11 protein-coding genes are annotated in these 15773 nt (G+C 41.8%); 6 read left to right on the top strand and 5 right to left on the bottom strand.

What is annotated here, in order from left to right; genetic code table 11:
* Nucleotides 1–215: 215 nt before the first annotated feature.
* Nucleotides 216–449 (bottom strand): hypothetical protein, encoded by a 234-nt coding sequence (locus AC04NP_RS11540; RefSeq protein ID WP_482859897.1) that lies wholly within the window; start codon nt 447–449, stop codon nt 216–218.
* A gap of 669 nt (nt 450–1118) precedes the next feature.
* Nucleotides 1119–2345, bottom strand: coding sequence for a serine hydrolase domain-containing protein (locus tag AC04NP_RS11535; RefSeq protein ID WP_482859896.1), 1227 nt, complete (start codon nt 2343–2345; stop codon nt 1119–1121).
* 517 nt (nt 2346–2862) lie between these two features.
* Between AC04NP_RS11535 and AC04NP_RS11530 the strand changes: the two genes are divergently transcribed.
* Nucleotides 2863–5826 (top strand): FAD-binding and (Fe-S)-binding domain-containing protein, encoded by a 2964-nt coding sequence (locus AC04NP_RS11530; protein WP_482859895.1) that lies wholly within the window; start codon nt 2863–2865, stop codon nt 5824–5826.
* 246 nt (nt 5827–6072) lie between these two features.
* Nucleotides 6073–7512, top strand: coding sequence for a hypothetical protein (locus tag AC04NP_RS11525; RefSeq protein ID WP_482859894.1), 1440 nt, complete (start codon nt 6073–6075; stop codon nt 7510–7512).
* Between the two features lie 16 nt (nt 7513–7528).
* On the opposite strand, the gene AC04NP_RS11520 is transcribed toward AC04NP_RS11525, so the two are convergent.
* The 3 genes from AC04NP_RS11520 to AC04NP_RS11510 form a co-directional block, all read right to left on the bottom strand.
* The gene (locus AC04NP_RS11520) at nt 7529–7948 is read right to left on the bottom strand and encodes a response regulator (protein WP_482859893.1); all 420 of its coding nucleotides are present in this window, start codon (nt 7946–7948) and stop codon (nt 7529–7531) included.
* A gap of 133 nt (nt 7949–8081) precedes the next feature.
* Nucleotides 8082–9629, bottom strand: coding sequence for an L-piperidine-6-carboxylate dehydrogenase (amaB, locus tag AC04NP_RS11515; RefSeq protein WP_482859892.1), 1548 nt, complete (start codon nt 9627–9629; stop codon nt 8082–8084).
* A 144-nt stretch (nt 9630–9773) separates the two neighbouring features.
* On the bottom strand, nt 9774–11234 hold the full coding sequence (locus tag AC04NP_RS11510; RefSeq protein WP_482859891.1) for a S1C family serine protease: 1461 nt from the start codon (nt 11232–11234) through the stop codon (nt 9774–9776).
* A gap of 187 nt (nt 11235–11421) precedes the next feature.
* Here AC04NP_RS11510 and AC04NP_RS11505 point away from each other — a divergent pair, with 187 nt between their 5' ends.
* The 4 genes from AC04NP_RS11505 to AC04NP_RS11490 are packed head-to-tail and all read left to right on the top strand — an operon-like array spanning nt 11422 to nt 15771.
* Nucleotides 11422–13434: a BatA domain-containing protein gene (locus AC04NP_RS11505; protein ID WP_482859890.1), complete on the top strand. Its 2013-nt coding sequence runs from the start codon at nt 11422–11424 to the stop codon at nt 13432–13434.
* Nucleotides 13435–14706 (top strand): dihydroorotase, encoded by a 1272-nt coding sequence (locus tag AC04NP_RS11500; RefSeq protein ID WP_482859889.1) that lies wholly within the window; start codon nt 13435–13437, stop codon nt 14704–14706.
* Nucleotide 14707: 1 nt separating this feature from the next.
* Nucleotides 14708–15229 carry a DUF4199 domain-containing protein gene (locus tag AC04NP_RS11495; RefSeq protein ID WP_482859888.1) on the top strand — a complete coding sequence of 174 codons (522 nt, stop codon included), beginning with the start codon at nt 14708–14710 and terminating at the stop codon, nt 15227–15229.
* A gap of 20 nt (nt 15230–15249) precedes the next feature.
* Nucleotides 15250–15771 carry a DUF4199 domain-containing protein gene (locus AC04NP_RS11490; RefSeq protein WP_482859887.1) on the top strand — a complete coding sequence of 174 codons (522 nt, stop codon included), beginning with the start codon at nt 15250–15252 and terminating at the stop codon, nt 15769–15771.
* The last annotated feature ends 2 nt before the right edge of the window (nt 15772–15773 follow it).

The raw sequence follows: 15773 nt of genomic DNA, 5'->3' as shown, positions 1-15773 counted from the left end.
AGAAGCACCTTCCTTAAGACTAACCGAACAACCAATGTAAAACTTATCAGATGAAGAGGAATAATTATCCAGACACCACTATATAAAAAACGATTAAAAAAGGGGTATTTGCTATCATAGACTTTTATTAAGTGAACCTGAATCAAGGACCTGGATAGCTATCGGAAACAGCCGCTCCAACCAACTGAAGGATATTGATTACCGGAATAAAAAGCTCATTCACCTGCTTTGTTATCCGGGGGTGGAGTAGGGGGATTTTGCGGAAGAGAACTGTACATTTTCTCATGGTACTGCCTGTTTGGACATTTTTGAATCTCCTCATGTGTACAACCGGTCTCGTTACACATCATACAGCCGACAACCTCAGCCGGCACCTCTTCGACGATAGCTGGTTTGAGCATACTCAGGGATCTTTTGATCTTGGTTTTAAAGCGTTGTAAGAAGTTCATGGTCGGGCTAGTAAGTATAATAATATTCTGAAAAAATTGTAATATATAGTTAAATATAATAAAAAAGCTTGTTTGAAATCTGATTTCGTAATCATTTTCTCCTAAACAACAAGGTTTTCTTCTTTTAGCTTCTCTAGGGTCTTCAAAAGCCGGTTACTTAAAATCCTGACATAGCTATCTATCTACTAAATCTTCAACACTTTCATTGCCACCAGCCATGACCGAACCAGATGCTATACAGGCAGGAATTTTGTAGTGTGTTTTACCATGGCCATCCTGGAAATTTTAAACACCATGGGTACACGACGGATTTTATTGATTTTTGCAGTTTTTATGCATCCAATGGTGTTTGCACAGACCGATGGTTCGACCAGTCCTTCCAGGGAAGAAAAGTACCGGTATCAAAAAGAACACCAAGACACACAGAGGTTTTGCCGAATAAAATGAAAATTCAGTTAAATTCTCAAGTTGTGCAACATCCACGTCTTGCTTGTGCCTCTCAACGCCGGAGTAGCACAACCGCGACGCTTACCCTATCCGATGGCCTTAATGATGAGAGGATCAGATGATTTTATAATTGCCGGCCCAAAGGTGTCTACTGTAAAATAATTGTCCATTGTTCATTGTCAACTATCAATTGCCAATTGCACTTACTTGTTTGCACTTATCTTAGAGTACGGGTTGGGAATATTGCTGAAAGTAAGACTTAAAAAAGGTAGCTATACCTTCGTTAGCCAAATGGCATGCGGCATTGGTGAGCAGGACGATACCGACCTGTTCATCGTTGTCAAAGCCAATTTCGGCCCGGTAGTCATTTACATAACCTCCGTGATAAATTATCTCATGGTCTCCGTACTTAAAGATTCGCCATCCTAGTCCATAATAGGCTTTTTTCAATGCCGGCCAGTGATGGAGGTACCGCCGTCGTGGTGTTTCTATCACCGGGGTAAACAGTTTTTCCAGGGTGTTGGAAGAAATGACCTCGGGTGTATTGCCCATGAGTGTGATCAGCCATTTGGCCATGTCTGAAATGCTGGCATTTACTCCTGCGGCAGGAATGACGTTATAATAACTCTTACTGAGGTCGGTAGGCAGCCATCCTTCGTAGGTTCTGATGTGGGGTAAGGCAAAATTCCGGCTTTTGATCATGGACTCATAGCTTACCGAAGCATCTTTCATGCCAATGGGATTGAAAAGCTGTTGATACATCAGGTGGTCGTAAGGAATGTTGGTAGCGGCAACCGCTATATCGCTAAAAAGGCTGTAAATGACGTTTTGGTAGGAATAATATTTACCTACCGGACCGATTAAGGGTAATTGCTGAATGCTGTTGAGCATATTCTGATAACTGGAACCGGATTCAATCAGGTCCGTATAGGCATGTCTCGGTAGCCCTGTGGTATGGCTTAATATATGCCTGATAGTCAGTTCCTTGCTATTTAGGGTATCTTTGAGAGCGAAGTCAGGCAAATACGTGGAAACCGGATCATTCCAATGCATGACGCTGTCTTCGGCAAGCACACCCGCCAAAACCGAGGCAAACCCTTTTGAGACCGAAGCAATTCGAAAAACCGTATGCTCGTCAATGGAGTCGGACGCTGTGGTGGATTTCAGGCCATAGCCCTGCAAATGAATGACCTTTCCTCCCTTGACAATAGCCACAGCGGCTCCCGGTGATTGATTGGATTTGATATGCTCTTTTACCCAGGAGTCATAGTTATTAATGACACTTTTTAATTTAACCGGAATAACAAGCGCAGTACTGTCTTTTTTGACAATTCCGGGTGATTTGTTGAAATCATAGGACTTAAATGGTGTGGTCCACCAGGTAAAAAGTACAAGAAAAGTCAAACCAAAAACAAAAGCAATCCAATGAATGGGTCTGGTGTTACTCATAATTGTCCGAGCCGTTTCTTTTTTAGGAATTTTTGGATAGTAACGTTTAATTTTCATTATACGTCTATCCGGGGGTAAAAAGTTACGGCTGAACCGGTATAATCACTCTATAAACTTAATTCTTAACCTGGCATGAGCATCCGTAGCCGTTACGCAACGTTTTTGACAAAATTCTTTGTGTCTCTTGGTGGCTTGGTGCCTTGGTGGTGAAAAATGGTTAACCACCAAGGCACACAGAGGTTTTCGGCTATAGAATAAAAATACAGGCACATTCTTGCGTTGTGCAATAACCACTGACACTTGTACTATGGGATTAAATGGAGTTGAAAATTCAGCACGATAGAATCCTTGTCACCGACAAGGAACAGGCATAGATTGTGCAACAGTTGACAAGGCTTGCCCTTATTTAAGTTGTTGCTGTGGCCACAAATAATTTAGCTAACCGGCAAAATTTTTTAATACTGTGCAGATAAACTAAACATCATGTTTTAATTTTGGCTGTCATCAAAATGCAAATATGCAGGAGCTGAGCAAACTGATCGAAGACATGGCCGGGGGCTTTGATGGCGACCTACACGTCGACCAAGTAATGCGAACCCTTTATGCCACAGATGCGTCCGCTTACCGCGAGATGCCCCTGGCGGTAGCTATACCCAAATCAAAGGAAGATATAAAAAAACTGATCGATCTAGCGTTAACGCATCATGTTTCCCTTATACCGAGAACAGCGGGTACTTCGTTGGCCGGACAGGTAGTTGGTGCGGGTATTGTGGTGGACGTTTCCAAACATTTTAACAAAATACTGGAGTTAAATGAAAGCGAAGGATGGGTACGTGTTCAGCCTGGTGTGATCAGGGATGAACTGAATCATTTTCTAAAGCCGCATGGATTGTTTTTCGGTCCTGAAACATCGACAGCCAACAGGGCGATGATCGGAGGCATGGTAGGCAACAACTCTTGTGGTTCCAATTCGGTGGTGTATGGCAGTACGAGGGACCATTTGCTGGAAGTAGAAGTATTATTGAGCGATGGTTCAGCAACGAAATTCAGATCTTTGTCGCGCGAAGCATTTGAAGAAAAATGCCAGGGTATTGGCACGGTTAGCAGCCTGGAACAACAAATTTACCAGGGGGCGAAACAAATCTTGGAAAAGCCTGAGAATCAGGGACTGATACGTCAATCTTTCCCTAAACCTGCTATTCCACGCAGAAATACGGGTTATGCCCTTGATTTGTTATTGAATGCTGAGCCTTTCGGTATCGGGCATGAACCTTTTAACTTTTGCAAGCTAATAGCGGGCTCTGAGGGAACGCTGGCTTTTATTACTGAGATAAAACTCCATGTAAATACTTTGCCACCAAAGCATAAGGGGTTACTATGTGCCCATTTCAATTCAATTGATGATTCTCTCCGTGCTAACCTTATTGCCCTGAAATACAATCCGTCAGCTTGCGAGTTGATGGATCATTATATTTTAGAATGCACCAAAAAGAATATTGAACAAAGCCAAAACCGGTTTTTTGTCTCAGGGGATCCCAAGGCCATATTGGTGGTGGAACTGCCGGGGCATAAAGCGGCGGAGGTCAATGAAAAAGCAGCGGCGCTGATTGAGGATTTAAAAGATCATCAATTAGGGTATCATTTTCCTCTGGTTACCGGTGATGACATCAATAAGGTGTGGACGTTGAGAAAGGCAGGCCTGGGTTTGTTGGCCAATATTCCGGGCGATGCCAAGGCGGTGCCGGTTATTGAAGACACGGCGGTGGCGGTTGAGGACTTGCCGGATTATATCAGGGACTTTAACGATATTCTCAAAAAACATGATCTCTACAGTGTACACTATGCGCATGCAGGCTCTGGTGAATTACATTTGAGGCCTATCATAAACCTTAAAACAGAAAAGGGAAATCGACTCTTTCGAACAATCGCCGGGGAAATAGCTACGCTGGTCAAAAAATATAACGGATCTTTAAGCGGAGAGCACGGAGATGGAAGGTTAAGGGGTGAATTTATCAAATACATGGTTGGCCCTGAAACATATGCGTTGCTTGAAAAGGTGAAAAAAACATGGGATCCGAACAATATTTTTAATCCCGGAAAAATCGTTGACACACCATCGATGAATCAGCAATTGAGGTATCAACCGGAGCACAAGTATCCGGAATTGAAGACATTGCTGAACTTTGATGCCAACCAGGGTATTCTCAGGGCGGCTGAGCAATGCAACGGATCGGGAGATTGCCGGAAAATAGCCCTGACGGGTGGCACCATGTGCCCGAGTTACATGGTGACCCGTAATGAAAAAGATACCACCCGGGCAAGGGCCAATATCATTAGAGAGGCAATTACCTATATGCAGAAAGACAACCCCTTGGACAGTGAAGAGATCAGGGAGGTTATGGATTTGTGCTTATCATGCAAAGGTTGTAAATCAGAATGCCCATCCAATGTTGACATAGCCAAGTTAAAGGCAGAAGCCAGTTTTCAGTACTATCAGTCCCATGGAATTCCATTTCGTACCCGTATGATAGGGAGTTTTAACAGGGCCTATGCGATGGGCGCCATGTTCCCGCAGTTTTTCAATTTTTTTGCAAAAAACCGGCTTTCTTCATTACTGATCAAATCGGTAATGGGTTTTGCCCGGGAAAGATCACTACCATTACTGCATAAAACAACGTTACGTAAGTGGTATCTGCGTAACAGGAAAAACAATTTTGGTTTATCACCTGCAACGAAATGGCGGGGGACGGTTAATCTGTTTTGTGATGAGTTTACCAATTTAAATGACACAGAGATTGGTATCAAAGCCATCAGGTTGCTTACGGGTCTGGGTTATAAAGTACAGTTGCCAAACCATGAGGAGAGTGCCCGAACCTACATTTCCAAAGGTATGCTTAAAAAAGCTCATGAACTGGCTAAAGAGAATATCAGATTGCTGGAAAAAGAAGTGGATGAGACGACACCATTAATTGGTATTGAACCCTCGGCCATTCTGACGCTCAGGGATGAATATCCCGATCTGGCCGATAAAGAGGACATGGCGGCAGCCCGGTCACTGGCGGCCAATACATTTTTGATAGATGAGTTTATAGCCGGGGAAATTGACCGGGGCCATATAACCAGGGATGCGTTTACCACGGAAAAGCAACTGATAAAACTTCATGGACATTGTCATCAAAAAGCGTTGTCATCCTTAACCAGTACCAAAAAGATGCTCTCGTTACCTGCCAATTATACGGTTCAGTTAATTCCATCGGGTTGCTGCGGTATGGCCGGTTCATTTGGGTATGAAAAGGAACATTATGCGTTATCAATGGACATCGGCGAATTGGTATTGTTTCCCACTGTCAGAAACCAGCCTGAAGACGTTTTGATTGCTGCGCCGGGCACGAGTTGCCGTCATCAGATTATGGATGGCACCGGGAAACAGGCTTTGCATCCGGTAGAAATATTGTGGAATGCGTTCCAAAAAAAAGTGTAAGAAAATTAAAATAATTAAACTGCGATTCTAAAAGTTATCAGGTATATTTTGATATGTAACAATCCGCGCCCTACCTACTTTGATAAGTTCTGGCACGCGATTTTTTGAGAAAAATAGGCTGAAAACGTAATATTTATTAAAATAATTTAATATGTTCTGCAAATAATCAAGTTTTTTAGATGTAATATTTTTCTTAGATTTAACAAGATTTTGAAATCACTAATTAATTAAAATTCAGGAGCTTATATGGCTAAACTAAAAAATATTATAAAGCAACTTTCGGAAGGAGATTACGAGGCAATCCATAGCCAGTTAATAGAGAGTAATGCTGAAAAGTCGGCTTATTTGTTGAAGTCCATGCGTGAAAAGCAAATGTCTGACAATAAAGTAATGGATGAGTTGGAAGTAAATACCAATGCTTACTATACGCTTCGGTCCAGACTTAACCAAAAAATTGAAGAGTATTTGTTGCAGCAAATGGAAAATCCACGCACGGACATCCTTAAAAAAGTTGCAAACATCAATGAAATTTTATTTACCAAGAAAAAAGCCATTGCCATAGCTACATTAAAAAAGCTGGAAAAGGAATTGCTGGATTATGATCTGTCCAATGAGCTAACGGTAGTTTATAAGTCATTAAAAAAACTACACATAAACTCTCCCGATCACTTCAACTATTCCCAACTGTATAACCAGCATGTTGCCTATATGTTGGCTGTGGATAAGGCGGAAGATCTGCTGGCCGAATATTTCAAGAAATACGGTCACTATACACTTTCCGGTTCCGAAAACGATAAGCTCGAGTTGACTTTGTTAAATAAAGAAATGTCAAACGTTTGCGGGCTCTATGATTCACACCGGTTGTATGTATACCAAAGTTGTATGAATATTTTTCACCGCATGTTTGTGGAAGTAGACGAATCTATAGACGATGACCTCGAACCCATTGAAGATATTCTCGATAACATTGAAAAGATCTTTAACTCATATCATCTTGACTCCATTTATTATCACCTTAAGCTGGTTTACGAATTCCTGAAGCTCGAATATTATAACCATTACAAAGTATATCGAAAAGCTGAAAACTTTTTTGAAGAGGTAAATGAAGCTGCTGGCAACCTGATGTCCAATTACAGCTTGTTTTCCTATCCGCCCCAGTTTTTACTGACCAAAATCAAACGGCATAACCGGTTGGGCAACGAGCTGGAAATGTATGAAGAAAATGATTTGTTATTCCACGACTTTGAATGTGATAAAAATGACATTCCAAAGTATGTCACCTATGTCACTTACCGGGCATTGTCGTGCTACTATTCGGACAAACCTGATGAGGCAGCCAGGTGGATCAACAATTTGTTAAATGAAATAAGCTTAAAAAATTTTCCATATGCACAACTTGAGGTAAAGGTAATTTTGGCCCTGCAATATTGTTTAATGAATGATTATGATCTTTTCAATCAATTAATAAACAGTATTCAGAGACAAATCAGGTTGCTGGGTAAAGACAACTGCGAGCATATCCTGATCTTCACTAAAATTCTGAAAACCTCTATCAATGATGTAAAGAAGAATAAATCGGATAAAATCAGGACACTTGTAGAAAAGATGAAAAACTGTACCGTGAATTACTTTGCACCTACCCTGTATGTGAAGTTAGATGAGAAATTTATCAATAAGTTGAGCTAACATGCTCAACTTATTCTTATACATCCAGTTTTAAAAGATTTTCCTGGGTCAGTGGCTTATTAATATATTTTTTAACAGACTTATACTTTTTTGACTTGTTTAGGTCCTGAGGGTTGATAGAAGATGTGAGCATGACAATGTTGCATTTTTCCCTCGTTTTGTCATTTAACTTTTCAAATTCATCCAGAAACTGGAATCCATCCATTAACGGCATATCGATATCCAGGAATATAATGTCCGGCAGCGCATTGTCAGATATACCTTCCAGCTTTTCAATGTTTTTCAAAAACTCTATGGCACTTCTGGCGCCAGTATGGGTAAAAATATTGTTTGTGATATTCGACGCCTCTATCATTTTTTGGTTGATGAGATTATCGATCTCATTGTCGTCGATCAACATGACTGCGTGGTATTTTTCGCTGTTTTTATCCGCCATATTCTATATGCTTTGAATCGCTATTAAAGATATAATTATCAGTAGTAAATAAAAAATATAAGGCAATATAAGTGATTTAAACAATTTCCTCAAAAAAATTGATTATTTTAATTAGATAGCCAATTTATTCTGGTTAAAGGTCGAATTTAATACCTTGTGCCAGAGGTAGTTCCTTTCCGTAATTGATCGTGTTTGTTTGTCTTCTCATGTATGCTTTCCATGCATCTGACCCTGATTCTCTGCCGCCTCCGGTTTCCTTTTCACCGCCAAAGGCGCCTCCGATCTCTGCTCCCGAGGTGCCTATATTTACATTGGCAATTCCGCAATCGGAGCCGGCGTTGGAGAGAAATAATTCTGACTCCAATATGTTGTTAGTCATAATTGCCGAAGATAACCCTTGAGGTACATTATTTTGTATGGTAATTGCTTCTTCGATTTCTGAGAACCGGATTAAATACAAAATCGGGGCAAAGGTTTCATGTTGTATGATCTCAAAGTGACTTTCCACCTCATATACAGCAGGCTTCACGTAACAGCCTGAGCCGTAATCGACACCTTCAAGTACTCCTCCGGGTATCACGGCTTTCCCACCTTCCTGTTTGATCTTTTCTATAGCGCCTAGGTATGATCTGACCGCCTGGCTGTCTATCAAAGGCCCTACATGGTTATTTTCATCCAGCGGATTGCCGATTTTTAGCTGATCATAGGCTTTTGCAAGCTTTTCTTTTACTTGCTCGTACACACTTTCGTGGATGATCAATCTTCTGGTAGTGGTGCATCTTTGCCCGGCTGTGCCTACGGCCCCGAAAAGAGCCCCGCGAATTGACATGTCGAGATCAGCATCTTTGCTGATGATTATGGCGTTGTTTCCGCCCAATTCTAAAAGTGCCCTGCCCAATCTTGCGCCCACGGCCTGCCCCACTGCTTTTCCCATACGGGTGGACCCCGTAGCCGACACAAGTGGAACCCGCTGGTCATGAGACAATAACTTACCAACGGTATGGTCACCGATGATTAAATTCGACACACCCTCGGGAACGTCGTTTTGCCTGAATACCTTTCCCACAATAAGCTGGCACGCGATGGCGGATAACGGAGTTTTTTCAGAGGGTTTCCAAACACAGACATCACCACAAACCCATGCCAGCATGGCATTCCACGACCATACTGCCACAGGAAAATTGAATGCGGAAATAATGCCTACGATACCAAGAGGATGGTATTGTTCATACATACGATGGGAGGGGCGTTCCGAATGCATCGTAAGCCCGTATAACTGCCGGGATAAGCCCACAGCAAAATCGCAGATGTCTATCATTTCCTGTACCTCACCCAGTCCCTCCTGGTACGATTTGCCCATCTCATACGAAACCAATTTTCCCAGGTCTTCCTTATGTCTGCGTAACGCTTCGCCTATTTGCCTCACAATTTCGCCCCTTCCGGGAGCAGGTACAGCCCTCCAGTATTTGAATGCCCCACTTGCCTGTTCTATCACTTTGTGATAATCCGTCTCAGCAGCGGAGTTGACGCTGGCTATTAGTTTGCCATCGACAGGCGAAACAGCGTCGATTTTAGCGCCGGTGGTAGTCAGCCACTTGCCGCCCGTTGAAGCCCCTTGATTTAACTCTCTGATCCCTAGGGCCGCAAGGGCCTGTTTAACTCCAAATTGATCTTCCGACATTGTCTGTTGTTGTTTATTAAATTCTCACAAAGCTATAAAAAGTATCGGTTTAATAAGAGGGGTTTCAGGAACAATTATTTTAAAAAAAAACAGGCATAAAAAAACCCCGGTGTTGGTTACCAGGGTTTTTTCATCAAGATTTATTTACCATTTAATCGAATAGTAGTCTTTAGTTCCGTCCGGATAAACACCCAGCACGGTTATATAATCATTCTTTCCTTTCAGAACCTCTTTCAGACCTTTCACGTTGTTTACACTTTCTTTATCAATGTTGGTAATAATAAACCCTTTGTTAACACCGGCCTCTTCCCATTTTCCACCATTTAGATCCGTTATCTGCACGCCTCCGTTGATATCCAGCCTTGCCTTATCCCTGGATGAAACGTCCTCAAATATGGCGCCTTCAATTTCTACCGGCTCGGCTCTTCTGACAACTGCAAAGGTACCCTCGATATTTTTAAGCGTCGCTGTGACGGTTTTCTCCCTGCCGTTACGTTTATAGGTGATATCGACCTTGGCACCGGGTCGGTTTTGAGCAACCTTTTCCTGTAACTCCGGTACAGAACCTACCCTTTCATCATTTACCCTTACAATAATATCCCCTGCTTCCAATCCTGCATCCTCTGCACCACTACCAGGTGTTATTCCTATAATATACACGCCTTTCAATTCATCAACATCCTCTCCGACCCTTGGATCATCCAGATCGGCGATTCTTACACCGAGCATTGCCCGCTGCACTTCCCCGAATTCCCGCAGGTCATTCATTACCTTTTTTACCAAAGAAACCGGTACGGCAAATGAATATCCGGTATAAGAGCCTGTCGGCGAAGCTATCGCTGTATTGATTCCGACCAATTGACCATTCAAATCCACCAGGGCACCCCCACTATTACCTGGGTTTACCACCGCGTCGGTTTGAATAAATGATTCTATCTGTCGGTGATTTTCATCTCTCAAAATGTTGATATTTCTTCCTTTGGCACTCACAATACCGGCGGTAACTGTAGATGTCAGGTCAAAAGGATTACCCACGGCCAGTACCCACTCTCCAATCTCCAGTTCATCTGAGTTTCCAAATTTGACAAATGGTAAATCTTTTCCTTTGATTTTAATCAACGCCAAATCAGTTGTTGGGTCGGTACCTACCACTTTGGCCTGGTATTTTTGATTGCTATTAAGGGTCACCTGCACCTCGCTGGCATTTTCGATGACATGGTTATTGGTAACGATGTAACCATCATCAGATATAATAACCCCTGAGCCCGAGGCCCTTGATTTTCTTCCGTTGGGATTTCCAAATCCAAAATAATCATAGATGGGATTTCTTGAAGCATATCCTTCACTCCCTTCATATTCGGATTTTATATGCACCACCCCCGGTGTTACAATTTTGGCCGCATTTACAAAATTAAGTCCCTCCGGTACTACCACCTTGGGCGCGTTACCATCCTCAAACCTGGACAATACCACACTTTGTCGTTCTTCAAAGCTTTCGTAAGGAATTGCTTCCTTTTCAGCAAAGATTTGATAACCTCCCAAAGCAATAACCCCACCCAACAATGAGGCAAATATTATTCCTATGATAAATTGTCTTTTTCCCATATTATTGATATTTGCATAATTAACTCCACAAATTGTAAGATTTCATAACCTTATTAACGTAAATATAATTCAACTGTTTTACCCGGAATAGGGGTCTGCTGCAATTTAACAATATTTAACCAATGGTTTAAATTGTTACCGATAAATTAGTTTCCGGTATTGTCAGAGTTTTGTACTTTTGCAATTAATGAATTTTTTGTATCCCCAGTTTCTTTTAGGATTATTAACTCTTTCAATTCCGATCATTGTTCATCTTTTTAACTTTAGAAAGACAAAGAAAATTCAATTTTCAAATAACCTGTTTCTAAAAAATATTAAAGAAGTCAGTACCGCCAAAAGAAAGCTGAAACACTACCTCACCCTGGCAGCGCGGTTATTATTTATTTTGTTCCTGGTTTTAGCTTTTGCCCAGCCTTTTATCCCCGGGCTTAAAGAGTCCCTGAAAAACGATCTGGTTTATGTTTACCTGGATAATTCCTACAGCATGTCCAATGAGGTGGCACAGGACTTAACATCACTTGATCAGGGGATCAGTTTTATTGATGAACTGGTGGATATTTATCCTCAAAACACCAGATTTAAGCTATTGACCAATGAATTTCTTCCAAGCGGGGACTTACTGAAAACTAAAAATGAGATCAAAGACCTTTTGGCAGAAATCAGCTTTTCCGGTATAGGGAGGACTTTGGAAGAAGCGAACAACCGTCAGTTGAAGGACTTTCTGAATGTTAAGGAGGATAAAAAAGATATTTTTTGGCTTTCTGATTTTCAGCGATCCACGGTTGGTGACTGGCAGCGTATAAGTTTTGATACAAGTGCCAATTACTACCTGGTACCCTTTGCGTACCGGGCCCCTGATAATGTCTATATCGATTCCATTTATCTGTCGAGTCCTTTTTTGCTGGAGAATGAAAAGAATAGTTTGATCATTTCTTTTAAAAATGCAGGAAATAAAGCGGTTGAGGATCTTCCGGTAAAACTTTTTATCAATGATAACCAGGTGGCCAATACCAGCCTGACCATAGTTGCTAATGGTACTTTGGATGAAAGCTTCGAACTTACTCAATCTTTGAAGCGGATTAACCGGGGAAAAGTTTCTTTTGAAGAGTTTCCGGTAACTTTCGACAATGATTTTTACTTTACTTTGAATGTCGATGCCCGGGTGGATGTGCTGGAAATCAGGTCGGATCAATCCTCAGATAACGTGGCCCAGGTGTATGCCAACGATAAACTTTTTAATTTCACCTCTTTTCCGGTTGACAACCTGAACTACAACGCGGTTGATAATACCGATTTAATTGTGTTAAATGAAGTATCCACCATATCTCCCTCATTGGCCAATGTATTATTGGGCTTTCTTGAAAATAACGGCACCATCGCCATCATTCCTGCGCAGCAAACAGATGTGAATACGTACGCCCGTATCTTACCGGTACGTGAAAAGTCTGTTAACGGTAGCGACGTGTTGAAAGCAACGCTGCGAACACCGGATTTATCCCATCCTTTCTTCGCCAATATGTTCATCGAAAGTGATGATATATTTGAAATGCCGCTGGGTTCAGGAAAAATCACTACCTTGGCGCCAGGAGAAACGATACTGAGCCTCAGGAACAGGGATCCCTTTCTATCCAGAGTGGTAGGCAACAAAAATATATTTTTGTTTGCAGCACCTTTAAAAGAGGAATTCACCAACTTTCACCAGCATGCTATATTTGTTCCTGTCATGTACCGGATTGCATCGTTGAGCAATGTGCTGAGCGATGATCTCTATTATTCGCTGAATCAGTCGATCGTCAGCCTGAGGGTCGATTCAATCTCCAAGAATGTGATCTACAAACTGAAAAATGAAGACCAGGAGCTTATTCCGGCTCAGCGGATATTAGGGCGGGACCTTATCATGGAATTGCCAAAAAATGTTATGAATACAGGTTATTATGATGTTTTCAATGACAGCGGAATTAAAAAGGTTTTGTCATTTAACTACAATCCTGATGAGTCGATTCTGGCACAATACGACCTTTCAGCCTTAAATGAAGTGGCCGGAAACCACGAAAATGTAAATGTTTACAACGCCGATGATACTAATGACTTTACACGTTCGCTAAGAGAATTACATAGCGGGATTCCCCTGTGGAAATACATGTTGATTGTTTCATTATTAGCATTATTGGCCGAAATTTTGATCATACGCTACCTATAAATGGATATAGTCCTCAATTCAGTAGAGATAATAGATAAACAATCGCCCTTCCATGGTAAACAAAGAAATGTCCATATCAAGAATGGCATCATCACTGCTATTTCAAGCCGCAAGATAGAGGCCGGAAAATCGGTCGATGGGAAAGGATTGAAACTTTCGGTGGGCTGGTTTGATATGGGGGCACACTTTGCCGATCCGGGTTTTGAGCATAAAGAAAACCTGGAAAGCGGAAGAAACATGGCTAAAAAAAGCGGATTTACCGGAGTGGCGGTTTTGCCGAACACCAACCCCACAGTTCAAACCAAGAATGAAGTTTCCTATATCACCGGTAGTAACCGGAATGAGTTGACCCAGCTATATGCCCTGGGGGCGGTATCCAACAGGACGGAAGGAAAGGAACTGACAGAAATGATCGATTTACATCATGCCGGAGCGGTAGGTTTTACTGATGGTTTTAATCCGATATGGCATACCGATATTTTGCTTAAGACGCTGCAATACCTGCAAAAATTTGATGGGCTGCTGATCAACCGTCCTGAAGATAAGATGTTAACCATATTTGGAAGTATGCATGAAGGGAAGCAAAGCACCCTGCTGGGCCTGAAAGGGATGCCAGGTTTGGCAGAAGAAGTTATGGTACAACGTGATCTGCAATTGCTGGCCTATGCGGGAGGGAAAATCCATTTCAGCAACATTTCTACCGCCGGCTCGGTCGATTTAATCAGAAAAGCCAAGAAAAGCGGGCTGGCTGTTACCTGTGATGTGGCTGTACACCAAATCGCTTTTGATGATAAAGCCCTGGTAAACTACGATACCAACTTTAAGGTAAATCCCCCATTCAGGCAAAGCAATGATAACCGTGCACTCATCAAAGGTCTGAAAGATGGAACAATTGACCTGATAGTTTCGGCCCACAACCCCCAGGACGAAGAAAGCAAAAACCTGGAGTTTGACCTGGCCGATTTTGGGATCATCGGCCTGCAAACATTCATTGCCGTGATTATAGGCCACTACCGGGGTATACCTCCGGAAGATTTGATTCCCAGCTTCACGATCAAACCGAGGGAAATTCTGGGCTTACCGGTACCACAAATCAAAGTCGGGGAAATAGCCGATCTGACATTGTTTGATCCGGAGAAAAAATGGGATTACAGTGAGGAAAGTAATCTTTCGAAATCGAAAAACTCTCCTTTTTTGGGACAAACACTCACCGGCAAATCTGTAGGGGTGTTTAACAACGGAAAAGCTTACCTGGAAGACGGACTTTTGTAATATGATGTTGAAAAACCCCATACTTAAGACAGGTGCAAAGTTTGGAATCATTGGCGGATTCCTGGCGGCAATACTTTTCATTATATTGTATGTTTTTGACCAAAATCCCCTCCTAACGACAAAAAAAATACCCTTTGGAATTATTCTGCTTCCACTATTGGTCTTTTTCAGTATAAAAGAGTTCAGGGATTATTTTAATGGCGGCGAGCTTAGATTTTGGCAGGGACTGGTGACAGGATTTGTAAATTACCTGATTATTGCTTTAATTTCTTCCGTTTTTATATTCGTTTTTTTAAGTTATTATGACCAGGAATTACTACAGGAATTGATCAATTTTAATATTTTAAATTTTGAGCGGAATAAAGCCGGTTTTATTGAAACATTTGATGAAGACACTTATGAGAAAGTCCTGGCTGATATAAGAAAGACGACCGTTTATCACATTGCACTGGATGATTTTGCAAGAAAAATGTTAATTGGATTTATAGCTACATTTATCATTTCAATTTTTCTTAGAAAGTAACCATCTAAACCTTTACAAACATGGAACAAAAACCTACAGTTTTTCAAACAGGACTTAAATATGGACTTATTTTGGCCTTGATCACTATTGCTTATTCATTGATATTGAACCTTGCGGGGCTGGCAGCCAACCGCTGGCTGGCTTTCGCGCTCATGGTGATCTTCTTCAGTATCGTAAGCTTCATGGGACATAAGGCTTTTAAAGAAGGAGGGGATGGCTTTATGTCTTATGGTCAGGGGCTGGGCATTGGAATGGTGATTGCGCTTGTTTCTGGCCTGATATCCAGTATCTTCTCTGCCATTTATATCAAATTCGTGGACAATTCCGTTATGGAACAGGCGATGCAGGAGCAAATAGAGAAAATGGAAGAACAGGGATTGAGCGATGCACAAATTGACCAGGCGATGGAAATGGCCTCCATGTTTCAAACACCGGCCATGTTGGTCTTGTTAGGACTGTTATACACCCTATTTGTTGGTTTTATCATTTCATTGATCGTTGCTGCCATCACCAAAAATTCAAATCCGGAAGTAGAAGTATAGGA

The sequence above is a fragment of the Agaribacillus sp. DX54 genome, from assembly GCF_056858335.1.
The sequence above is the reverse complement of the archived record's forward strand: the minus strand, read 5'-3'. Positions and strand labels throughout refer to the sequence as shown.

Bases quoted from the DNA above. Each gene is read 5' to 3' on its own strand.
- AC04NP_RS11540 (WP_482859897.1), bottom strand. From the start codon at position 449: ATGAACTTCTTACAACGCTTTAAAACCAAGATCAAAAGATCCCTGAGT.
- AC04NP_RS11535 (WP_482859896.1), bottom strand. From the start codon at position 2,345: ATGAGTAACACCAGACCCATTCATTGGATTGCTTTTGTTTTTGGTTTG.
- AC04NP_RS11530 (WP_482859895.1), top strand. From the start codon at position 2,863: ATGCAGGAGCTGAGCAAACTGATCGAAGACATGGCCGGGGGCTTTGAT.
- AC04NP_RS11525 (WP_482859894.1), top strand. From the start codon at position 6,073: ATGGCTAAACTAAAAAATATTATAAAGCAACTTTCGGAAGGAGATTAC.
- AC04NP_RS11520 (WP_482859893.1), bottom strand. From the start codon at position 7,948: ATGGCGGATAAAAACAGCGAAAAATACCACGCAGTCATGTTGATCGAC.
- amaB (WP_482859892.1), bottom strand. From the start codon at position 9,629: ATGTCGGAAGATCAATTTGGAGTTAAACAGGCCCTTGCGGCCCTAGGG.
- AC04NP_RS11510 (WP_482859891.1), bottom strand. From the start codon at position 11,234: ATGGGAAAAAGACAATTTATCATAGGAATAATATTTGCCTCATTGTTG.
- AC04NP_RS11505 (WP_482859890.1), top strand. From the start codon at position 11,422: ATGAATTTTTTGTATCCCCAGTTTCTTTTAGGATTATTAACTCTTTCA.
- AC04NP_RS11500 (WP_482859889.1), top strand. From the start codon at position 13,435: ATGGATATAGTCCTCAATTCAGTAGAGATAATAGATAAACAATCGCCC.
- AC04NP_RS11495 (WP_482859888.1), top strand. From the start codon at position 14,708: ATGATGTTGAAAAACCCCATACTTAAGACAGGTGCAAAGTTTGGAATC.
- AC04NP_RS11490 (WP_482859887.1), top strand. From the start codon at position 15,250: ATGGAACAAAAACCTACAGTTTTTCAAACAGGACTTAAATATGGACTT.